The 21,521-nt window shown below is 54.6% G+C and carries 18 protein-coding genes and 1 riboswitch; of the genes, 7 read left to right on the forward strand and 11 right to left on the reverse strand.

Annotated features, from left to right (window positions below; all coding sequences use genetic code 11):
* The first annotated feature begins 135 nt into the window (after positions 1-135).
* Positions 136-1,839 carry a methyl-accepting chemotaxis protein gene (locus tag KNP86_RS09435; protein WP_214753997.1) on the forward strand — a complete coding sequence of 568 codons (1,704 nt, stop codon included), beginning with the start codon at positions 136-138 and terminating at the stop codon, positions 1,837-1,839.
* A gap of 39 nt (positions 1,840-1,878) precedes the next feature.
* Here KNP86_RS09435 and KNP86_RS09440 read toward each other — a convergent pair whose 3' ends face one another.
* From KNP86_RS09440 to KNP86_RS09450, 3 genes are all read right to left on the reverse strand, one after another.
* Positions 1,879-3,255: an alanine/glycine:cation symporter family protein gene (locus tag KNP86_RS09440; protein ID WP_214753999.1), complete on the reverse strand. Its 1,377-nt coding sequence runs from the start codon at positions 3,253-3,255 to the stop codon at positions 1,879-1,881.
* A 234-nt stretch (positions 3,256-3,489) separates the two neighbouring features.
* Positions 3,490-3,927: a thioredoxin-dependent thiol peroxidase gene (gene bcp, locus KNP86_RS09445; RefSeq protein WP_034778758.1), complete on the reverse strand. Its 438-nt coding sequence runs from the start codon at positions 3,925-3,927 to the stop codon at positions 3,490-3,492.
* A 12-nt stretch (positions 3,928-3,939) separates the two neighbouring features.
* Positions 3,940-4,755, reverse strand: coding sequence for a nuclear transport factor 2 family protein (locus KNP86_RS09450; RefSeq protein ID WP_214754001.1), 816 nt, complete (start codon positions 4,753-4,755; stop codon positions 3,940-3,942).
* A gap of 172 nt (positions 4,756-4,927) precedes the next feature.
* Here KNP86_RS09450 and pruA point away from each other — a divergent pair, with 172 nt between their 5' ends.
* Positions 4,928-6,472: an L-glutamate gamma-semialdehyde dehydrogenase gene (gene pruA / locus KNP86_RS09455; RefSeq protein ID WP_034778762.1), complete on the forward strand. Its 1,545-nt coding sequence runs from the start codon at positions 4,928-4,930 to the stop codon at positions 6,470-6,472.
* Positions 6,473-6,546: 74 nt separating this feature from the next.
* Here pruA and KNP86_RS09460 read toward each other — a convergent pair whose 3' ends face one another.
* From KNP86_RS09460 to KNP86_RS09485, 6 genes are all read right to left on the reverse strand, one after another.
* A complete protein-coding gene (locus tag KNP86_RS09460; protein WP_214754002.1) occupies positions 6,547-7,362 on the reverse strand; it encodes a ZIP family metal transporter in 816 nt (271 codons plus the stop codon).
* A 95-nt stretch (positions 7,363-7,457) separates the two neighbouring features.
* On the reverse strand, positions 7,458-7,922 hold the full coding sequence (ribH, locus tag KNP86_RS09465) for a 6,7-dimethyl-8-ribityllumazine synthase (RefSeq protein WP_285222545.1): 465 nt from the start codon (positions 7,920-7,922) through the stop codon (positions 7,458-7,460).
* Complete coding sequence (ribB, locus tag KNP86_RS09470; RefSeq protein ID WP_214754004.1) at positions 7,919-9,103, reverse strand: 3,4-dihydroxy-2-butanone-4-phosphate synthase; 1,185 nt, start codon at positions 9,101-9,103, stop codon at positions 7,919-7,921. Before ribB ends, ribH begins: the two co-directional genes overlap by 4 nt.
* Positions 9,103-9,744: a riboflavin synthase gene (ribE, locus tag KNP86_RS09475; RefSeq protein ID WP_214754006.1), complete on the reverse strand. Its 642-nt coding sequence runs from the start codon at positions 9,742-9,744 to the stop codon at positions 9,103-9,105. The genes ribB and ribE overlap by 1 nt, the downstream gene beginning before the upstream one ends.
* Entirely contained in the window at positions 9,725-10,804 is a 1,080-nt protein-coding gene (gene ribD / locus KNP86_RS09480; protein ID WP_214754008.1) for a bifunctional diaminohydroxyphosphoribosylaminopyrimidine deaminase/5-amino-6-(5-phosphoribosylamino)uracil reductase RibD, read from the reverse strand. The genes ribE and ribD overlap by 20 nt, the downstream gene beginning before the upstream one ends.
* Before the next feature lie 152 nt (positions 10,805-10,956).
* Positions 10,957-11,099, reverse strand: a riboswitch (FMN riboswitch).
* 93 nt (positions 11,100-11,192) lie between these two features.
* On the reverse strand, positions 11,193-12,005 hold the full coding sequence (locus tag KNP86_RS09485; protein ID WP_034778775.1) for an undecaprenyl-diphosphate phosphatase: 813 nt from the start codon (positions 12,003-12,005) through the stop codon (positions 11,193-11,195).
* A 452-nt stretch (positions 12,006-12,457) separates the two neighbouring features.
* Here KNP86_RS09485 and KNP86_RS09490 point away from each other — a divergent pair, with 452 nt between their 5' ends.
* A complete protein-coding gene (locus KNP86_RS09490; protein ID WP_233004553.1) occupies positions 12,458-13,099 on the forward strand; it encodes a homing endonuclease associated repeat-containing protein in 642 nt (213 codons plus the stop codon).
* Positions 13,100-13,489: 390 nt separating this feature from the next.
* On the opposite strand, the gene KNP86_RS09495 is transcribed toward KNP86_RS09490, so the two are convergent.
* Both KNP86_RS09495 and KNP86_RS09500 read right to left on the reverse strand, forming a co-directional pair.
* Complete coding sequence (locus KNP86_RS09495) at positions 13,490-15,172, reverse strand: GGDEF domain-containing protein (RefSeq protein WP_214754010.1); 1,683 nt, start codon at positions 15,170-15,172, stop codon at positions 13,490-13,492.
* 121 nt (positions 15,173-15,293) lie between these two features.
* Positions 15,294-16,124 (reverse strand): DegV family protein, encoded by an 831-nt coding sequence (locus KNP86_RS09500; protein WP_214754012.1) that lies wholly within the window; start codon positions 16,122-16,124, stop codon positions 15,294-15,296.
* A gap of 168 nt (positions 16,125-16,292) precedes the next feature.
* Between KNP86_RS09500 and KNP86_RS09505 the strand changes: the two genes are divergently transcribed.
* From KNP86_RS09505 to KNP86_RS09520, 4 genes are all read left to right on the forward strand, one after another.
* Positions 16,293-16,991: an ABC transporter ATP-binding protein gene (locus tag KNP86_RS09505; RefSeq protein WP_214754014.1), complete on the forward strand. Its 699-nt coding sequence runs from the start codon at positions 16,293-16,295 to the stop codon at positions 16,989-16,991.
* A gap of 5 nt (positions 16,992-16,996) precedes the next feature.
* Entirely contained in the window at positions 16,997-19,318 is a 2,322-nt protein-coding gene (locus KNP86_RS09510; RefSeq protein WP_214754016.1) for an ABC transporter permease, read from the forward strand.
* Between the two features lie 86 nt (positions 19,319-19,404).
* The gene (locus KNP86_RS09515) at positions 19,405-20,133 is read left to right on the forward strand and encodes a DUF4261 domain-containing protein (protein ID WP_034778786.1); all 729 of its coding nucleotides are present in this window, start codon (positions 19,405-19,407) and stop codon (positions 20,131-20,133) included.
* A gap of 105 nt (positions 20,134-20,238) precedes the next feature.
* Complete coding sequence (locus KNP86_RS09520) at positions 20,239-21,513, forward strand: RNA-binding domain-containing protein (RefSeq protein WP_214754018.1); 1,275 nt, start codon at positions 20,239-20,241, stop codon at positions 21,511-21,513.
* The last annotated feature ends 8 nt before the right edge of the window (positions 21,514-21,521 follow it).

The raw sequence follows: 21,521 nt of genomic DNA on the forward strand, positions 1-21,521 counted from the left end.
CAATCTTGATGTCTTTTTTGAAAAGTTAGGGAATGTCCCTGTAATATTGACTCGTTTCCAAAAACGCCTATTCGGTCCGTCCCTCAATCTCATTATGCTTAGAAAGAAGCATTCTTTTTTTCGAGGAGGATCCCTATGTCAATCCGTAACAAACTGATCGTCGCCTTCACCGTTTTGCTCGTGTTGTTGCTCGGGGTGAGCGGTTACTCGTTCTATGCGCTGAACGCGTCCAAGGCCGCCCAGCAAGATATGAACGTCTCGTGGGTGCCGGGAATGGACCAAATTCATCAAGTCGATAAACAGCTGCTTGAGATTCGCCAACAGATGATGCGTCACGCCTTGGTCGAAGACGAGGTGACGAAGCAAAATGTCGAAACGAACCTCGACACGGGCATCACGATTCTCGAGCAACAGATGAGCGGTTATGAGTCGACCATCATCACGAAAGCCGACCAGGAGCTGTTCGATCAAGCGACGGACCAATGGACGACATTTAAAACGAATATCGAGGAGCTCGTCCGCATCTCGAACACGGACGGTCAAGCCGCGGCCGATGCCTATATCCGGGACACGGCGACACCGGCCGCCGACGCCCTCTCGAACACGCTCGGTCTGCTCGTCAACTTGAACCGCGACGCGATTCGGTCTGACACGGAATCCGGTGCGGCGCTGTTCGAGCAAGTCCAGTTCACACTCATGGTCATCATGGCCGCGGCTGTCGTGTTCACAGTATTGATGATGGTATTCATCTTCCGCTCGATCTTCGAACCGCTCAACGAGTTCAAACTGAAGATGCGCGAACTCGCCACGAGTCAAGGCGATTTGACGACCGCCATCCCGGTGAAGCGACACGACGAGTTCTCGGGACTCGCCCGCGACTTCAACCAATTTCTCGCCAACCTCCGTCAACTGATTCTCCAAGTGAACGGTGTGTCACGCGGGGTGACCGAACAATCCGCTCATATGTACGACGAATTGAAAGCGCTTGATACGTATATGACGACGACCGCCGCGACGACAGAGGACTTGACAGCCGGCATGCAACAGACGGCCGCGAGTGCCCAAGAGATGAACGCGTCGGCCTCCGACATGGAACGGACGCTCCACCATATCGTGACGATGGCCGCCGAGCGAAAAGCCGAGGCCGCACAAGTCGATGCCCGTGCCGTCGCCTTGCGTGACCATGCCGTCGAGGCGAAAGCGTCCGCACTCAGTGTCCTATCGTCGACACGTGTCAATTTAGAGAATGCGATGCAGGACGCCAAAGCCGTCCGGGAAATCGCGACACTCACGAATGACATCCTCGACATCGCCGCCCAGACGAATCTCCTGTCCTTGAACGCCTCGATCGAAGCCGCTCGGGCCGGTGAAGCGGGACGCGGGTTCGCCGTCGTCGCCGATGAGATTCGAAAACTGGCGGAGACGAGCCGGACGACCGTCGAACGGATTCAAGCCATCTCGACGACCGTGCTCCACTCCGTCGACCATTTAAATGACACGTCGAGCGAGATGCTCGGTTTCCTCGATACGAACGTATTAAAAGACTATGATCAGCTTGAGGAAGCAGCCGAGCATTACAGTGAGGACGCCAGCCGATTCGAGACGACCGCATCAGAATTCGCCGATGCCGCCGTCGAACTCGAACAGTTGACGTCGAATATGATCGGGGTCATCCAAGATGTCGCCGTCACAGTCAACAACGGGGCGCTCGGCACACAAGAAATCGCCGAGAAAGTGACGATGTCCGTCGACCGGTTCAGTGAGTTGAACCGGGCCACCGAGATGTCCCAACAAAAAATGGATGAGTTGAACGAATTGATCGGTCAATTCAAAGTATGAAAAAAGGAAGCGTCCTCGCATGAGGATGCTTCCTTTTGATTAGGCGGCCGCTTGCCGCAATTCTTTTTTCCGTTCCAATTCGAAGCGCTTCGTCTCGGCGACGACGACACCCGACAAGAACAAGAGACCAATCAAGTTCGGGATTGCCATCAGTCCGTTGAAGACGTCCGAGATGGCCCAAATCAGATTCAAGTTCGTCGTCATCGCACCAAGTCCGGCGACGAGGATATACATCATCCGATACGGCACGATGGCTTTCTCCCCGAGCAAGTAATAGACCGACCGTTCCCCGTAGTAACACCACCCGATCACCGTCGAGAAAGCGAAGAAGACGAGCGAGATCGTGACGATCAGTTCTCCAATCGGACCGAGGAAATAAGCGAACGACGCTTGCGTCAACTCGATGCCTTGGAGCCCACCCGTATATTGACCGCTCATAACAATCGTCAATCCGGTGATTGAACAGACGATGAGCGTATCGATCAATACTTGCGTCATCGAGACGAGCGCTTGCCGTCCCGGGAAATCGGTCTTCGCCGCAGCAGCTGCGATCGGCGCCGAACCGAGACCCGCCTCGTTCGAGAACACGCCTCGGGCAACTCCGTAACGGATGGCCGCACCGAGCGCCCCGCCGCCGATGGCCTCCGCACTGAACGTGCTCGAGAAGATGGTCGCGAACGCCGATGGGATCAACTCGTAATTGGTGACGAGAATGACGAGACCGCCTCCGACGTATGCGAAGATCATGACCGGCACGAAAATGCCGACGACTTTCCCGATTGATTTGACGCCGCCGAGAATGACGAACGCCGTCAAGACCATCATGCCGATTCCCGTCGCGATCATCGGTACCCCGAACGACGTGTTCAAGGCAAGACTGATCGAGTTCGTCTGGACACCGTTGCCGATTCCGAACGCAGCGATTGACGCGAACAAGGCGAACGTCATTCCGAGCCACCGTTTTTTCAACCCGTGCTCCAAATAGTACATCGGTCCGCCGGCGATTTCTCCCCGCTCATCGACGACACGATATTTGACGGCAAGGATCGCTTCGGCGTATTTTGTCGCCATCCCGATAAAACCGGAGAGCCACATCCAGACGATGGCCCCCGGACCCCCGAGGACGACCGCCGTCGCGACACCGACCATGTTGCCGGTCCCGACCGTGGCCGCGAGCGCCGTCATGAGTGCTTGGAAATGTGAGATATCCCCGCGCTGTCGCTTCTGCTTCGCGACCTCTGCGTCCGTCTGCTGTTTCGGGATGAACGCTTCTTTCAAACCGACACCGAGACGTGTCACTTGGATAAATCCGAGCCGGAACGTCAAGTAAATCCCGGTCCCGATCAATAGAATCAACAAATGTGGTCCCCAGACGAGATTCGATAGACTCGTCAAGACCGCTTCAAATTGTTCCATGCTACTTATGCCCCCTATGTATTTCTTGAATTCACTGTTCCTTCATATTTTTCAGAACATTCTCAACTTCGTCAAGTTGACGGGGCACGAAACCGCGACGTTGCCGTGTAATATTTTTGTAATATACCTCTCTGACGCTTTGAATGACCTTGATTCTAAATTTAGTATTTGAAATAAATTTGTAATGAGAAACTATAAACAAAAACGGCCTCCCCTCAAGGAAGCCGTCGCCATTTATGATGTGAGCGCCGCGACGACTTCGTCGACGTGCCCATTCACTTTCACACTGCGCCATTCCTGTTCGATGTAGCCGTCCTCATTGATGAGGAACGTCGAGCGGACGATGCCGTAGTACTCTTTCCCGTAGTTCTTCTTCAACTGCCAGACGCCATATAACTCCGACACCTCATGCGTGTCGTCGACGAGCAAATCGAACGGAAGCTCGTGTTTGGCGATAAAGTTTTGGTGCTTCTTCTGGCTATCGGCCGAGATGCCGAGGACGACGGCCCCGTTCAATCTTGGTGTCGCGTCACGGAAATCACACGCCTCGGTCGTGCAGCCCGGCGTCGCGTCCTTCGGGTAGAAATAAAGGACGACTTTCTGACCACGATAGTCCTCGAGCGAGATCATGTCCCCGTTTTGGTTCGGTAATGTGAATGTCGGTGCTAACATATTGTTTCCTCCTTATCCGAACGACGGGTCGACGAGGTTCTCGTCATAACCGTCAATCGCTTGTTCTAATTTTTGTTTGAGTGGTTCGAGCACTTCGAGATACTCGACCGGGTCTTCTGTCGCGGCCGCTTTTTGGAGCTCCGCCTCATTGTCGGTATACCACGTCCGGTACGCCTCGAAATAGTCGGTCATCGTGTCTTGATTCTCTGGTACGGTGAGTGTCTCAGACATGAGCAAGAAGACGTTATTGTCGGCTTCGAGCGCCATATAGTCGGTTTGGGCGTTCACTCGGTCGTAAATCGGACCGGCCTCATCTTCCGGCACGTCGGCGAGACGGGCGTTCGCTTCCGGATTCACCCCGTACTCGTTCGCCTCGATGCCCGTCAGCATGACTCCGACTTCTCCGATCACGTCGGCCGGGAGCAAGGCCGGTGTGACGACGAGCTTCCACTCATCCTCTTCTTTAATGGCGACTTTCGAGAGCCGGTTCGGCAGTTCATTGCCGTCCGCGTCTTCCATCTCGTGGACGATGAAGGCGACGTCCCCGTCCTCGTTCACCCAACTCTCGTACATATCGCCTGGTGTGAGCTCGCGCGTCTTCGCGCCTGTCGCCGGGATGGCGGTCAACTCGCCCGCATAATCGATTGCTTTAAGCGCGGCCGCATCCCCGTCTTCGAGTGCTTGTTGATACGACGCATATACCGTCTCAACCGCTTCCGGGAGCGGCGCTTTCGTCTCTTCGGTCGTCTCCTCGACCGGCGCCTCTTCTCCCGTGCCGCACCCCGCAAGCAGGGCGGTGAGGGCGAGTGGCAATATCCACTGTTTCATCGAATCATTCCCTTCACAAGACGTCCTGTACCCCCATCCTACCACGACTCGATTTCGAGCGAAAACGACAAGCTTTTTTGGAAAATTGTTTCACTAGGATTTCACCAAGATTTTCGATACAATACAGACGTAAGCGCTTAACTGCTTGATCACTTTTTAAGGGGGAACGAGAATGATTCCATACAAACATGAACCATTCACAGACTTTACAAACAAAGAGAACGCCGCAGCCATCCAAGCGGCAATCGAGAAAGTGAACGGTGAGCTCGGGAAAGACTATCCGCTCGTAATCGGTGGGGAAAAAGTTACGACGGAAAGCAAAATCACGTCTTACAACCCAGCTAACAAAGAAGAAGTCATCGGACACGTCTCGAAAGCGAACCAAGAGCTCGCGGAGCGTGCGATGCAAGAAGCGCTCACTGCGTTCGACTCATGGCGTCACGTCGACCCGGCCGTCCGTGCCGACGTCTTGTTCAAAGCGGCGAACATCGTCCGCAAGCGCAAGCACGAGTTCTCGGCCTACCTCGTCAAAGAGGCAGGCAAGCCGTGGAACGAAGCAGACGCGGATACAGCGGAAGCGATCGACTTCATGGAGTACTACGCACGTCAAATGCTCGAACTCAAACCAGGTAAAAAAGTCGAGAGCCGTCCGGGCGAATACAACCGCTATGACTACATCCCACTCGGGGTCGGGATCGTCATCAGCCCTTGGAACTTCCCGTTCGCGATCATGGCAGGGACGGCCGTCGCGGCCATCGTCGCCGGTAACACGATCCTCTTGAAACCAGCTTCGACGACACCGATCGTCGCTGCGAAATTCGTCGAGGTCATGGAAGAAGCAGGCTTGCCGAAAGGTGTCCTCAACTTCATCCCGGGACCAGGCGCTGAAGTCGGTGACTACCTCGTCGACCATCCGAAGACACGCTTCATCAGCTTCACAGGTTCACGTGACGTGGGCTTGCGCATCAACGAGCGCGCCTCGAAATTGAACGACGGCCAAATCTGGCTCAAACGTGTCATCGCTGAGATGGGCGGAAAAGACACGATCGTCGTCGACGAATCAGCGGACCTCGAACTCGCGGCCCAATCGATCGTCAAATCGGCATTCGGTTTCTCAGGTCAAAAATGTTCGGCTTGTTCACGTGCCGTCATCGTCGACAGCGTGTATGACACGGTGCTCGATCGCGTCGTCGAATTGACGAACGAACTCTCGGTCGGCAACACGGAGCAGAACGAACACTTCATGGGACCGGTCATCGATGCGGCCGCGTTCAAGAAGATCACGTCATACTTCGACGTCGCCAAAGAAGAAGGCAAGATCGTCGCCGGCGGAAAAGCTGACGACTCGACAGGCTACTTCGTCGAGCCGACGGTCGTCGCCGACGTCGCACCGAAAGCACGTCTCATGCAAGAAGAGATCTTTGGACCGATCGTCGCCTTCACGAAAGCGAAAGATTTCAAAGAAGCGATCGACATCGCCAACAACACGGAATACGGCTTGACGGGTGCCGTCCTCACGCGTGACCGCTCAAACCAAGAGTACGCGCGTCAGAACTTCCACGTCGGCAACTTGTATTTCAACCGTGGCTGCACAGGCGCCATCGTCGGCTATCAGCCGTTCGGCGGGTTCAACATGTCAGGCACAGACTCAAAAGCAGGCGGACCGGATTATATCCAACTCCACATGCAAGCAAAAACGACGTCTGAGACGTTTTAATCCATCAGCCCGGCTCATTTGAGCCGGGCTGAAGGAGCGCCGACGCAACCGTCAGCGCTCCTTTTGTCATGCCCTCATCCGAGCGCCACGTCTAAAATCATCATGATCGTGAAGCCGAGCATCAATGCCATCGATGCCATATCTTTATGCCCGTTCTCTTGCGACCCAGGGATGACCTCTTCGACGACGACGAAAATCATCGCCCCGGCGGCAAAGCTGAGCGCGAACGGCAACAGCGGCTCCATGACGAGCACGGCCCAGACACCGACCAAGGCAGCCGCCGGTTCGACCATGCCCGATAACTGACCGTAGAAAAAACTTCGGCGCCGGGAGAGCCCGTCTCGTCTGAGCGGGAGCGACACGGCGGCACCTTCCGGAAAGTTTTGAATGCCGATCCCGATGGCCAACGCGATGGCACCCGTCAGCGAAGCGGACGGGAAATCGGCCGCGACCGCCCCGAAGGCGACGCCGACGGCCAGTCCTTCCGGAATGTTGTGCAGCGTGATCGCCAAGACGAGCAACGTGCTCCGCTTTCGTTTTTGCGGGCGGATACCTTCCGCGTCCTCAATCGGAGATGTCGGATGCACGTGCGGGATCAGTTTATCGACGACCGCCAAAAACAGACCGCCCGCTAAAAAGCCGACGGTGGCCGGCAACCAAGCCGGCATCGCGTCTTGCTCCGCCATCTCAATGGCTGGCGCAAGGAGTGACCAAAAACTAGCGGCAATCATGACCCCGCCGGCAAACCCGAGCATACTGTCCATCAACCGCGCGTTGATCGACTTCGTCATAAAGACGATGGCCGCCCCAAGCGCGGTCATCCCCCACGTGAACATCGTTCCGAGCAGCGCCTGCATGGCCGGGCTCAGTTGAGCCACCCATTCCCACATCACCGTCGCCCCCTTTTCACCTTATTCTTTTCCCGGGACACACGCGTTGCTAACGACAAAAAAAGAGGAGAGCCGTTTCGCTCTCCTCCATCCTATTAAAACGCGCGCATCAAGTTCGCCATCTCGATGGCCGCCGTTGCCGCTTCCCAACCTTTGTTCCCGGCTTTCGTGCCGGCGCGTTCGATGGCCTGCTCGATCGTCTCGGTCGTCAAGACGCCGAAGATGACCGGTACTTCTGACTGATAACTTGCTTGGGCGACACCTTTCGCCGCTTCGCTGCAGACGTAGTCGAAGTGCGGCGTCGCGCCGCGGATGACCGCCCCGAGCGTGATGACGGCATCATATTTCTTGCTCATCGCCATCTTTTTGGCGACGAGCGGGAGTTCGAAAGCGCCCGGGACGAACGCGAGTTCGACATCGTCTTGTTCGACGCCGTGGCGCTTGAGCGCGTCTTTCGCACCGTCCAGCAAGCGCATCGTGATGAGATCATTGAACCGTCCGACGACGATTCCGACTTTCAAGCCTTTTCCGACCAAGTTTCCTTCAAATGTATGCATCATGATTCTTCTCCTCCAAAATGGTTCATTTTTTGTTGTTTCGTCATTCGATATTTCTCGTTCGCCGCATGGGCGCCGACGATAATCGGGACACGTTCGATGACCGTGATCCCGCACGCTTCCAAGGCGTCGACTTTTTCTGGGTTGTTCGTCATGAGCCGGACGTTCGTGATCCCGAGGTCACGAAGCATCGCCGCGCTGACCCGGTAATCGCGTAAATCGGCGTGCAGACCGAGCGCAACGTTCGCCTCGACCGTATCTAGCCCTTGTTCTTGTAGTTCGTACGCCTTCAACTTGTTGAGCAGACCGATGCCGCGCCCTTCTTGTCTCATATACAAGATGACACCACCTTCGGCTTCCACTTTCTCCATCGCTGTATCGAGTTGTGGCCCGCAGTCGCAACGATATGAGCCGAACACGTCGCCGGTCAGACACTCGGAATGGATACGGACGAGCGGTGCGTGTTCGAGCTCACCTTTTAGGAGTGCGACGTGTTCTTCCCGGTCGAGGACGTTCCGATACCCGATCAATCGGAAGTCCCCTTTCACCGAGGGGAGCGAGACGTCCGCCTCTCGACTGACGAGGTCCGTCTCCATATAGCGGACGAGCGCCTCGATCGTGATGAACTTTAAACCATGCGCTTCCGCGACGCGTTCAAGGTCCGGCACCCGGGCCATCTCGCCGTCCGGGCGGATGATTTCACAGATGACGGCGACCGGTTCACTTCCGGCGAGGCGCGCCAAGTCGACCGACGCTTCTGTATGTCCGCGTCGTACCGAGACGCCTCCTTTTTTGGCGATGAGCGGGAAAATATGTCCCGGACGTTGGAAATCAGCCGGACGGGCGTTGATGTTCGCGAGTTCGCGAACCGTATGGGCCCGTTCGCTCGCCGAGATGCCCGTCGTCGAATCGACGTGATCGACGCTGACCGTGAACGCCGTCCCGTGTGGATCGGTGCTGTTTGCGACCATTGGCTGCAAATCGAGTCGAACGGCCACTTCTTCGGCCAGGGAGGCGCAGACGAGCCCTTTCCCTTCCGTGATGAGGAAGTTCATCGTCTCTGCGGTCATTTTATCCGCGAGCACGACGAAGTCTCCTTCGTTCTCACGGTCCTCATCGTCGACGACGATAATCGGTCGTCCCATCTTCAAATCTTCGACTGCTTCTTCAATCGTGTGGAACATTACCATCCCGCCTTTCCATACCCTTGCGACGCCAGAGATTCAAGCGTCATCGGTTTTTGACTTACGAGTTTTTCCATATATTTAGCCAACATGTCACATTCCAAATTGACCGCGTCTCCTGCCTGTTTCATCCCGAGTACCGTCTCACTGTACGTATGCGGGATGAGCGACAACGTGAACCCGCGTTCGGTGACATCAAATACCGTCAAGCTCGTCCCGTCGACCGAAATCGAACCTTTTGGGACGATATAGCGGAGGAGCGACGGCTCACAGCTGATGTCGACATAGACGGCGTTCGCGAGCGCCCGTTTTTTCACGATGCGCCCGACCCCGTCGACGTGACCCGAGACGAAATGGCCGCCGAAGCGTCCGTTCGTGGGCATGGCCCGCTCCAAGTTGACGTTCGTGCCGGGGCGGACCCCGTCGAGACTCGACGCTTTGAGCGTCTCCGGCATGACATCGACCGAGAAACTGTCACGGTCGAACGTCGTCACCGTGAGACAGATGCCGTTGACGGAGATGCTGTCACCGAGCTTCACGTCCTCGAGGACGACCTTCCCGCTCAGCGTGAGCCGAAGTGACGGACCGTTCCGTTTCACTGCCTTGACACTGCCAATCTCTTCAACGATTCCCGTGAACATCGGACTCCTCCTTTCGCATGATCAGTTTGATGTCGGTGCCGACCGTCTCGACCGATTGAACCTCATACCGTTCGACCGCATCGAGCGGCCCATCATGATGCGAACGGTAAAAACCGCCCTTGCCGCCGAATACGCGTGGCGACTGGTACATGACCCACTCGTCGACGAACTGTCCGTCCAAGAGTGAAGTGACGAGTGTCGGTCCCGCTTCGACGAGCATACGACCGATGCCGCGTGCGTAGACGTCTTGCAGGACAGCTTCGAGCGACGTATAGTCGGCAATTTCGACGCCATTCGCTGCCAGCGCGTCACGTTTTGTTTGGTCATCCGACGTCGTGTACAGAAGCACCGGTACGTCGTTTGCCGTCCGGACGAGCTGGCTCGAGAGCGGCGTACGCAACTCACGGTCGAGCACGATTCGGAGCGGTTGTGTCGTCTCGCGGTCGAGCCGAACGGTCAAGCCTGGGTCATCGGCGAGGACGGTGCCGACACCGGTCAAAACGGCGTCGACCGTCGCACGCAGTTCATGGACGTCCCGTCTGGCTGCTGTCCCGGTCACCCACTTGCTGTCACCGTGATCGAGCGCGACTTTGCCGTCGAGGCTCGTCGCCGTCTTCAAGATGACGTATGGCCGCTTCGTCTCGAGTGAACGCAAGAACGCCGCATTGAGCGCCCGCGCCTCTTTTTCGAGTAGCCCGACCTCGACGTCAATCCCGGCCGCTTTCAACCGAGCGATGCCGCGCCCTGAGACGAGCGGATTCGGGTCTTCCATCGCGATGACGGCACGCTTAATCCCGGACTCAACGAGCAGGTCGGCACACGGCGGCGTCTTGCCGTGATGCGAGCACGGTTCGAGCGTGACGTACATCGTCGCACCGTAGGCGGCAGCGCCGGCCATGCGGATGGCATGCACCTCGGCATGCGCTTCCCCGGCTTTCAGATGAGCGCCGAACCCGACGACCCGGCCGTCTTTGACGACGACGGCGCCGACGCGCGGGTTGATGCCGGTCGATGAGGCGGACTTGGCCAATTGGATGGCTTGTTGCATGTACTGATTCATAATCTCCCTCCTTGTTTCGCACAAACAAAAAGACCTCAAGGAATGATCCTCAAGGTCTCGGTGGGAGGTGTCGGTCGTCATTTGGGCAAACCAAATAAGCGTTTTCTTTACAGAAAAACGTACGACGAACTACAGGTCGCGTGGACCTGTTCTGTTTCCTTCTCCCATCCAGACTATACTGTCGGCTCTAGAATCGCACTAGATCCACCGTTCGCACACATGCGCCCGGGTCACGGACTTAAGGCTCGCGCCCATCACCGCCGGTTGGGACTTTCACCCGACCCCGAAGGAATATTTGTTTGTACGATTCCACTTTAGCGCAAAAATAAATCGATGGCAAAACGAAATGCGCAAAAAGGCACCGCTCGAGTGAGCAGCGCCTTCAGAATCATGCCAAGAATAGGACGACGAGGAGACCGACGATCCAGCAATAGAACGAGAAATACTTGAGCTCGCCTTTCGCCATGATGTGTTGGAACCATTTGAGCGAGATGGCCGTGAGCGCATACGAGGCGATGAACGCCAAGATGAGCGGTCCGAACAGTTCACGCGTTTCCGGATTCGTGAACAAGGCGGGCCCATCTAAAATCATCGTCCCGAGACTGACCGGGATGAAGAGGAAGAACGAGAAACGGAGCGCCGACTCTTGTTTGATGCCGAGGAGCATCGCCATGACGATTGTGGCGCCGGAGCGGCTGATCCCTGGAATGAGTGCGACCGCTTGAGCAAGTCCAATCAAAATCGCGTCGCGGAGCGTGATGCCGCCGTCCCCTTTGTTCCCGCGCATGTTGCGGATGAACCAGAGCGCGAGCCCAGTCAAGATGAGCGTGTAGCCGACCGTGGCGACTCCACCGAGCGTCTCCCCGATCCAATCACCGAACAAGACACCGAGCAAACCAGCCGGGACGGTCGCGACGAGCAAGAGCCCGATGAACTTAACATCAATCATCGTCTCGTCGCTGCGATCTTTCTTAAATAAGAACGTCCACAGACTGACGACGAGACGGACGACGTCTTTCCGATAAATCGTCAAGACGGCGAGCAGCGAGGCAAAGTTCACGAATATCTCGAACGAGAGTCCCGGCAGTTCGATATCGAACAGCTCTTGGAAGATGACCAAGTGACCGCTTGACGAAATCGGGATCGGCTCCGTGAAGCCTTGAATCAAACCGAGCAGTAAGTAGAACAACCATATTGTCATATCGTAATATCCTCTTTTCTTTTTTACATCAATTCCATTATTTTAGCAGACCGCCTATTCCACTGACCAGCCTTTCAAAAAAAATTCGTTATTTTCAAAACTTTCATTGATTAGTCTGAAAATTAAATTTATTATAGAAGAGTACTCAACTGGTGCAACGGTGATGACCCCATTGGCCAGTTGGGTACTTTTTCGTACAGAATATGACATTTACGCCATCATAAAACTTTTTGTTTACAATTGAACCCATTTAATATTAAATTTGTAATAGAACTGTTACCATTTTTTCAAAGTGTAACCAGGGCTTTAGACCTATCGGTTTATAAAATCGGTTTAAAAAAACTTGAAGAATGCACTTATAAATTGTAAAAACTGGCCGATAGTATGATTGTAGAAGCAACTTCGTCATCTTTGTCGGTTCAGATATGAGTCCATGGAAGGAGGAACCATCATTGAGTCAAACGCTATCCACTAAATCCCACCACTTGTCCACCGAGCAGCAGAGGATGATTCACTGTATCCGTCTACTCGGCGACTTGTTGAAGGAACGTCCACGTCGCTCTGTGTATCGTCGCTTCGCGATGGAACAAAGCTGGCCATCTCCCGAGTCGATTATCCGACAGTTCGGGTCATGGGCCGAGGCGCTCGCCATCGCCGGCTACGAATGGCATGGAGAGGCGACCGTCGACCTCCCGGATAAAATGCCGAAGTACACGCGCGAAGATATCATCGAGACGCTCGCCCTCTACTCGCGTGACATGGGATCGATTATCACGCTCAAAAAATATCAGGAATGGCGCAAGCTTCATCCGAAAGCACCGAGCCATTACCATATCGTCAAGACGTTCGGCTCGTGGCATGACGCCTGTGCCGAGGCCGGACTTGAAGCGAGTGTGACCTATTCCAAATCCGAGCTCTCGAACGCACTCCGTGAAGCGATTCACGAGATGGGCTTCTCTCTTTCCTTCGAGGCGTATCGCGAATGGGCAAAACGGAACAACAAACCATCCACGAAAGCCATCCTTCATCGTTACGGCTCGTGGTCGGCTGCGATTCACGCGGTCGAGTCAGAAATCTTCAATCAGAAATTATAATCTTTCATTCATAAGGAGGACGCCGGGTATCCGGTGTCCTCCTTTATTTTGTAGGTGTACCGTTGTCGCTCGTCCTTTCGGCGCCCACGCTTTCTGCAGGCAATCCCGGAGCCGCATCGCTTACGCTGCTGGGTCTCCGTCGGATTGCTGTCCTGCAAGAGTCGGGGCGCCGAGGGACGAGCGAATCGAATTCGATTTAACATTCGTTCAACGGCGCCTAGGCCGGTGCCCGAACTCCTAGGGGAGAGCGATGCAAGGATGACCCCGTAAAGCGCGGCACGCGCTGCGGAGGCATCCGCATCGCCCCAGGAACGGAGGGCATCGGCCCAAGCATCGTTCATGTTGATCAGACAAAAAAGGAGAACACCGATGAGCCGGTGTTCTCCTTCATCATTGAATCCGTTCCGTCGACGTGTCGCGATAATGGGCGACACGGTCACGGCCGTTGAATTTCGCACCGACGTACATGGCCCGGTCTGCGTGACGCAGCAACGTGTCGAGGTCCTCATACTCGTGAATCGTCTCGATGCCGATGCTCGCCGTCACCTGGACGCGAATTCCTTCCGAGCCGAACGGATGAGTGCGGAGCGCTTGGCGAATCTTCTCCCCCGTCACGATGGCAGCAGCCTCATCCATGCGTGGGAAGACGAAAACGAACTCTTCGCCGCCGTAACGCGTGACGAGATCCCCGCTTCGGATGAGACGCGTGAACAACGTCCCAGCCTCGATCAACACCTCATCGCCGAACGCGTGACCGTACGTGTCGTTGATCGCCTTGAAATGATCGAGGTCGACCAAGAACACCGACAACGGATACGATGCGACATCGTTCAACCGCTCTTTCGCCCATCGCTTGAGCGCCCGCTGGTTCGGGAGACCCGTCATCGGATCGGTCAAACTTTCATGTTGGAGACGGTTCCGTTCGTCGATCCGTTCGAGCGACCAGGACAGTGTCTTCAACAGGCGATGGAGCTCGACGGCGATCGCCCCGTCGTAAGCCCCGTTCGCCGTCGTCGAGATCATACAGCTGACCGCGTTCGTCGTGCTCGACACCGGTTGGATGACGAGTGCCGAATGATGGAGCTCGGTTTGATGTGCCTGCAGGTCGGGATGCCACTCATGAAGCGAATCATACACAAAGTATGGTTCTTCCGCGTCGCGGTGCCGTTCGAGTGTGTAGGCGTCGGCGACGGGGGTGGACGTACGGCCGCTGATATCATAAAACGTCCGGTGCCCGTCCCGATTGACTTGGAGCCAGCCGCGCTCGAGCTCGACGACTTCCCGGAGCCCGTTCCAAAACTTCTCGATGAGCAGTTGCTCGTTGTCGACGCGGTACAGTTGCTCTTTCAACCGTTCGACTTGATCGATCTTCGACTGCGTCTCTTCGGTCTCCGTCGCTTTCGATAATCCCATCTTGAGGAGCGACAGGATGAGGAACGTCGCCATCAGCCCCGTGTATCCGAACAGTTGGAACGCCTCGATGGCGACCATCGTGAACAACAGCTCGAGCGAGATGACGAGCCAGTCAAAACGGAGCAAACGCCACATGATCGGGAGCGGGATCCGTTCCCCAATCAAGAACCGCGATAGCAGGAAACTGAAACCGAGGACGAGGAACAAGACGGCAAAGAACCCAATCAGCGCCGTACCTTGTTCGAGCAGATGAACGTTCGGTCCAATCTGTCCGCCGAGCCGCAAATAGACGAGCCCCGGCAAGACGAGGAGCATCGCCTCGATCAACGTATTGAGCGGATAGAAATGCAAAAAACGCCGACGTCCGACTTTGTTCGTGAACGTCCGGGCTTGAAACGTGAGTAAGAGGAGCTGTCCCATCAACAAGGCCGGCAACAGGCCGTACAAGAAGAACGTCATGAAGACGAACATCTCATGGAACGTAAAGTGAAGGTGCCGCCGCTTGAGCGGGTTCATGACGAACAGGGCGCCGAGCGTGAAGATGAACCAAAATAACGACCAATCAAACGTACCGATGCCGAGCCACATGTAGGCGAGGATTCCCATGAAGACGAGCGACCACGAGAACCAGCTTCTGATGAGGTACTTCCGAAATCGCATCGTCTCCCCCCTTTTCTTTATCATTCCTACATAGTATGAAGGGTTTTGGTGGAAGATTCCAGCCGTTGTTTGAAAGTTGTGACAATGAAAAAAGATCGCGACTCACGTCACGATCCTGTCATCACTTTGCTTTTAAGAACGAAAAACCGATCGAGCCTGACCCCGTGTGGGCCCCAAGGAGCGGTGCGAGTGTGTCGACCCGAATTTTGGCTTTGTCGCCGAGCTCACGTTTCCACGACTCGGCCAGTTCTGGCACGTTCCCGTGGAAAATCGAGACGTCCGTGCATTCACCCGAATCGATGACTTGACGGAGCGCTTCGAACAACTGGGCTTGCGCCTTCTTATACGTCCGAACCGTTTGATACGGAACGATAAGACCGTCTTCGAAGCGAAGCACCGGCTTCAATTGCAACATATTCCCGATGAGCGCTTTCGACTTCGAGATACGGCCGCCTTTTTGCATTTGCGTCAAGTTTTGCAAAATCAATTCGATGTGGACGTCCTCGACTCGTTGTTTCATATACGCTTCGACGTCCTCGAGCGTATCCCCACGCTCGACGCGTTCAATCAACTCTTCAAGCATGAGCCCCATCGTGTAGATGCCGGCCCGTGAGTCGATAGCGAGCAGTTTGAACTCGGCGATCTCTGCACCTTGAACCGATGCCGAATACGTCCCGCTCAAGTCCGACGACAAGTGGACGGCGATGCCCATATCATATTGATCTTTGATGCTCTCATACAAAGTGACGAAGTCGCCGATGGCCGGTTGGCTCGTCGAGACGCGTTCACCTGCGTCGATCCATTCGTACACAGTCTTGGCATCGACCTCGACCCCGTCTTTATACGGCTGGTCGCCTTTGACGACATAGAGCGGAACGATATGGATGTCCGGGTGGTGTTGAATCGAATCAGGAAGGACGACCGTGCTGTCCGTAATATAAGCAATTTTCATGTGTTAGCTCTCCTTCAATCTGAATTAGTACCTGGTAATATTATTTTATCACAGGTGAAGCGGTTTCACTATTTTTTCAAAATTGAAATCCTATGAAGTTTCACATATTCCCGTCCGCGATGTGCTCGAAACGGGTAAAAGATAACATCGGACAAAGGAGGAATCGGTATGATTCACATTCAGCACGTCAATAAAATCTATAAGACCGGGGATGTCGAGACCGCGGCGTTGAAAGACATCGATTTGACGATCAATGACGGGGCCTTCGTCGTCATCCTCGGCCCGAGCGGGAGCGGCAAGAGTACGCTGTTGAACGTCATCAGTGGCCTCGACACGGTGACGTCCGGGACGATCACGTTCGGTGACACCGTCTTGACGGACTTATCGTCCGAGCAGATGACAGCGTTTCGACGCGACCATCTCGGCTTCATCTTTCAACAATATAATCTACTCCAAAACTTGACCGTCTACGAGAACGTTCAAATCGGGGCCGATTTATCGACCGACCCGCTCCCAATCGAAGAGTTGTTGGATCAAGTCGGGTTAGCGGCTGCCCGTGACAAATACCCGTACCAATTATCGGGCGGCGAGCAACAACGCGTCTCGGTCGCCCGGAGTCTCGCCAAAAATCCGTCCATCATCTTCTGCGACGAACCGACGGGCTCGCTCGATGAAAACAATTCAAAACGGGTGCTCGAACTGCTCGAGCGCTTGAACGAGACGTACAACAAGACGGTCGTCGTCATCACGCACAACACGGGCATCAGTGAGATGGCCGATGACGTCATCAAAATGAACTCGGGACGGATCGTGGAGTACACGCACAACCCGGTCCGAAAAGCCGCTCGCGACATCCACTGGGGGTGAGACAGATGCTGTATAAAAACGTATGGAAGACGCTCGCCGGCAAATGGATGCAGCTCCTTGCCATCGCCGTCATCATCGTCATGAGCTCGCTCACGTATACGATGATGTTTTATGGCATCAGCGGCATCGAAGTGCCGACCGAGGAGTATCTCGCCTCATCGAATCAAGAGGATTTTGCCGTCGAGATGCTGAACCGGGTCACGGAAGAAGAGGCGGCCTTGCCTGAGTTGGCGGACTTCATCGCCTCCGGCCGCTACACGCTCTCGGACTTGCAACGTGTCGACGAGGCGGCGTTCGATGACTTGATCGCGGCACGCATCGACGCCGTCGAGGGCGAGATGGACGGCGCGACGCTTGAGCTCCGCGCCTCGAAGCTTTTGACCTACCCGTTCGGCTCGAGCGAACACCGCGGACTCGTCTTGAAAGAAGCGGACACGATCAACGTGTCTTATCTCGAGGCTGGCAAGCGGCCTGAGCAAAACGATGAGGTCGCCATCAATGCGAAATACGCCGAGAAGAACGGGATTGAAATCGGTGATTCGCTCGACCTCGGTACCCCTTTCACGGTGAGCGGATTCGTCTTGTTCCCTGACTACACGCTCCCGCTGTTTGATGAGAACTTCTTCAATTTGGATCCCGGCACGCAGACACTCCTTTTGATGACGGACGCGGCCTACGACGAGGTGATTGGAACCGAATCGTTCCGCCTTGCCGGTGTCACTGACGGGACGGTCGTGACCGACGTCGAGCTCCCGTTCGTCATCTCGGTCATGGAAACGGAAAACATCATGCGCAGCGGCGCCATCTATAGCGAGATCTCATCTGGTAAAGCGATGGCGCTCGGCTTGAGCCTGTTCATCGTCTCGATTGCCGTCATCATCGTCGCCATCCTGATTTCGAACATGCTCGAGGCCGAGCGCGGACAAATCGGACTCTTGAAAGCGATTGGTTACAACCGCCGCCAAATCGCGGTCCCGTACCTAGTCTTTATCTTATTGTTCGCGACGCTCATGCTCGTCATCGGCTATTTCCTCGGGCTCTACTTCGCCGAGCCGCTCAAAAATCTATATCTCGACTTTTATCTGTTGCCGTCCATCACCATCGCCCAAAGTCCGCTCGTGTTTCTCACGGCCGTCTTCGCCCCGCTCCTGTTCTTCGCGCTCGTGGCGGGGGCCGTCATCTATAAAATCATGGGCGAGAGCGCTCTCGCTTTGCTGTCGCCTCGAGACAACGCCTCACTCAATCGACTGAGCCGCATCGTCAGCCGTCTGCTCCGGAACGCCCGCGGCAAGACGAAATTCAAATATTTATACGCCGTCAAAAGCACGGGCAGTTTCATCATCTTCTTTTTCGGTATCCTGTTCTCGACGCTCCTCATCGTCTTCGCCCTCATGATGAACGGGGCCGTCGACCGGATGACGGTCGGCGAGTTGAACGAGGCCGACTATGAATATGAGGCGTACACGACGACGCAACCCGTGCTCGAAGATGGACAAGAGCCGTTCCTCACCTACCCGTTTGCCTTCGCTCAAGACAACCTTGTCACGTTGAAAGGGCTCGATGCGACGAACACACTCTATCCTCTCGAAGACGAAGACGGGAACGAACTGGTACCGAAAGCGGATGAGATCATCGTCAACGCCTCACTCGCCTTGAAGCTCGGCCTCGAGACCGGGGACACGCTTGACATCGAACTCGACAACGAGACGTTGTCGTACCCGATCGGAGGTATCGCCGACGAATATGCGGGCGATGTCGTCTACCTGCCTCGGGTAACGCTCAGCGAACAATTATCGGGCGGGACGACACGTGATTTGTTCAACGGGATTTATGCGACCGAACGGCCGGACGAGACGGACTATCCGACGGTCATCTCACGAAGCGGTCTGATTGAGCAGTCCCAATCGATCAATGAGTACATGAACTTGATGATGAACGTCATGATTGGCGGATCGGCCTTGATCGCCTTCAGCATCCTGTTCGTCTTGACCGCACTCACGGTCGAGAAAAATTATTACGTCATCTCGCTCTTGAAAGTGATGGGCTACGACCGGCGCGAGGTCCGCTCGATGATTCTCAATAGCTACTTCATCTACGCGCTCATCTCGGCCCTGCTCAGCATCCCGATCGCCCTCGTCATCTTGCGGGTCATCATCGTCGTGTTCGCGGAAGATTATGGACTCGTCTTGCCGCTCGAGTTCGAGTGGATTTATCTGCTTTACACACTCGGTGCGGTGACGCTCCTCTTCTTCGCAAGCACGTTCATCAGCCGTCGCAAGATCGATCAGATTCCGCTCCAAGAAGTATTGAAGACGTATCAAGAATAATTTTTCGCCAAATAGGGCATAATAAGAGAAGAGACCAGGCCTCTCCCTGTGAGGGGCCTGACTATTTGAAGAAGAGGATGATTCTTATGAACCGTACACAAGTATTGCTCGCCATCCCAGGAAACTGGTCATCGGCCGAGGCAGTCAGCGAACAAATCAGTTTACATAGCGAAGGCTACACGATGGCTGGCCTACTGCTGTTAGAAGATGAGACCGGAAAAGCGTTCACGGTCGAAGTCGTCGAGCGCGACCCGGCTCTCGCCGAAGCGATGATTCATGCCAGCTCGGGCGGTTTCACGCCGAAAATCGCGAAAGGGCTTACCCGCCACACGCACATCGTCTATTTGATCGTCGACGTCAATGACGTGACGGACATCGCGGCGGCCCGCCGTGCGGCCAATGCGATCTTGAACGCCGGCGGACTCGGCGTCATGGTCGAGACGGCTGGTGTCGCCTACTCGAAAGACGAATGGCAAGAGTCGAAAGAAGAAGACCTCGCCCTCGACTACTCGCTTCTCACAGCCATCACGGAAGAAGAAGACGCCTACGTCTCGTGGGGCATGAAAGCGTTCGGTCACGCCGACGTCGCCGTACCGGCCACGCTCGAAATTGAAGACGCGATTCACGTCGTCCATTCGTTCAACTTCCACCTCATCTCGGGTGGATCGATGTTCGGGGACGGGGACAGCTTCACGTTCGAAGACGGCAAGACGTTCACGGTCGAGATGGGTGAAGACGAGCGGACGTCAATCGACAACTTGCTCCATAACCCGTTCGGCTTGATTTACCTCGTGCCGCAGACAACTGAAGGTTGAACATGGTGATCGATTCGGACTCCCGTCCAAATCGATCTTTTTTGATTAATCGATTATAATCGATTATAATTAATCTATACAAATAATAGATTAGAGGTGAATCATATGAAAGAGTCGCCTACGGTTGAGTTCAAGCGAGAACTTACAGACGCTGTCGTTCACGAAGTGATTGCGTTCGCCAACACGCAAGGTGGTGTTCTTTATATCGGTATAGAAGATGATGGTACCGTCCTCGGTGTCCCTAACGCACATCAACAACTCGAAGCAGTATCAAACAAGCTACATGACAACATCCAACCAGCTATTCTAGTCCATTTATATTTAGAAGTGGTTGAGCTCGACAAAAAAGAGGTCATAAAGATAGCTGTGGCCCGCGGAACGAGACGCCCTTATCATTTGAAGAGAAAAGGCATGAAATCGTCGGGTGTTTTCATTCGGTACGGTACGTCTGTCACAAATGCCTCTGAAGAAAACATCCGCCAAATGATTATCGAATCAGATGGGACGAACTTTGAAACGATGCGTAGTTTGAAACAGGAACTGACTTTCGAGGAAGCTTCTAACTTTTTTGCTCAAACGAACATCAAATTTGGTGTCGAGCAACAACGTACACTTGGCCTGATGACAGATGATGGCTATTACACAAATTTAGGGCTCCTTCTTTCTGACCAATGCGAACACTCAATCAAATGCGCCCGCTATTTAGGGAACGACAAGCTTGAATTTCAAGATCGTAAAGAATTTAGTGGCTCCATTCTCGCACAAGTCGAATCCGTCTATGAATACCTTAGTCTGAACAATGCCACGTCAGCACGCTTCGTCGGTCTAAAACGGCTCGAGACCGAAAGTTATCCTAGTCCTGCTTTGCGAGAAGCTCTTGTAAATGCCGTTACACATCGCGATTATAGTTTTAGCGGTAGCATCTTGATTCATTTATTCCAAAACCGAATCGAAATCGTCTCGGTGGGCGGACTCGTGAAGGGCTTAACGATCGAGGATATCAATTTAGGTATTTCTCAGAGCCGTAATCCAAAACTAGCCAATGTATTGTATCGTCTGAAATGGATTGAAAGTTATGGTACCGGGTTACAACGAATCAAAGAAAGCTACAAAGAAAGTCTCGAACGACCATTCTGGACTACGAGTCCGAACGCCTTTGTCGTGACGTTGCCTAAACAACAGCTAACGACACCAGACTCTGACGAAAACGAACTTGAACAATGGCTTAGTCAACAGTCCGAATTTACGACAAGAGAACTCGAAGCCTATTTGAATAAAAGCAAAGGGACTGTCCGAAAACTGATCGAACAGTTGATAGCTGAACGAAAAGTGACCCGTGTCGGAAACGGTCGAACGACGCGCTACCGTACGTTAAACTAAACAAGAGC

The organism is Exiguobacterium sp. s16, assembly GCF_018618115.1.
GTDB lineage: Bacteria > Bacillota > Bacilli > Exiguobacteriales > Exiguobacteriaceae > Exiguobacterium > Exiguobacterium mexicanum_A.

Coding starts and splice junctions, on each gene's coding strand:
- KNP86_RS09435 (WP_214753997.1), top strand. CDS start 136: ATGTCAATCCGTAACAAACTGATCGTCGCCTTCACCGTTTTGCTCGTG.
- KNP86_RS09440 (WP_214753999.1), bottom strand. CDS start 3,255: ATGGAACAATTTGAAGCGGTCTTGACGAGTCTATCGAATCTCGTCTGG.
- bcp (WP_034778758.1), bottom strand. CDS start 3,927: ATGTTAGCACCGACATTCACATTACCGAACCAAAACGGGGACATGATC.
- KNP86_RS09450 (WP_214754001.1), bottom strand. CDS start 4,755: ATGAAACAGTGGATATTGCCACTCGCCCTCACCGCCCTGCTTGCGGGG.
- pruA (WP_034778762.1), top strand. CDS start 4,928: ATGATTCCATACAAACATGAACCATTCACAGACTTTACAAACAAAGAG.
- KNP86_RS09460 (WP_214754002.1), bottom strand. CDS start 7,362: ATGTGGGAATGGGTGGCTCAACTGAGCCCGGCCATGCAGGCGCTGCTC.
- ribH (WP_285222545.1), bottom strand. CDS start 7,922: ATGATGCATACATTTGAAGGAAACTTGGTCGGAAAAGGCTTGAAAGTC.
- ribB (WP_214754004.1), bottom strand. CDS start 9,103: ATGTTCCACACGATTGAAGAAGCAGTCGAAGATTTGAAGATGGGACGA.
- ribE (WP_214754006.1), bottom strand. CDS start 9,744: ATGTTCACGGGAATCGTTGAAGAGATTGGCAGTGTCAAGGCAGTGAAA.
- ribD (WP_214754008.1), bottom strand. CDS start 10,804: ATGAATCAGTACATGCAACAAGCCATCCAATTGGCCAAGTCCGCCTCA.
- KNP86_RS09485 (WP_034778775.1), bottom strand. CDS start 12,005: ATGACAATATGGTTGTTCTACTTACTGCTCGGTTTGATTCAAGGCTTC.
- KNP86_RS09495 (WP_214754010.1), bottom strand. CDS start 15,172: ATGCGATTTCGGAAGTACCTCATCAGAAGCTGGTTCTCGTGGTCGCTC.
- KNP86_RS09500 (WP_214754012.1), bottom strand. CDS start 16,124: ATGAAAATTGCTTATATTACGGACAGCACGGTCGTCCTTCCTGATTCG.
- KNP86_RS09505 (WP_214754014.1), top strand. CDS start 16,293: ATGATTCACATTCAGCACGTCAATAAAATCTATAAGACCGGGGATGTC.
- KNP86_RS09510 (WP_214754016.1), top strand. CDS start 16,997: ATGCTGTATAAAAACGTATGGAAGACGCTCGCCGGCAAATGGATGCAG.
- KNP86_RS09515 (WP_034778786.1), top strand. CDS start 19,405: ATGAACCGTACACAAGTATTGCTCGCCATCCCAGGAAACTGGTCATCG.
- KNP86_RS09520 (WP_214754018.1), top strand. CDS start 20,239: ATGAAAGAGTCGCCTACGGTTGAGTTCAAGCGAGAACTTACAGACGCT.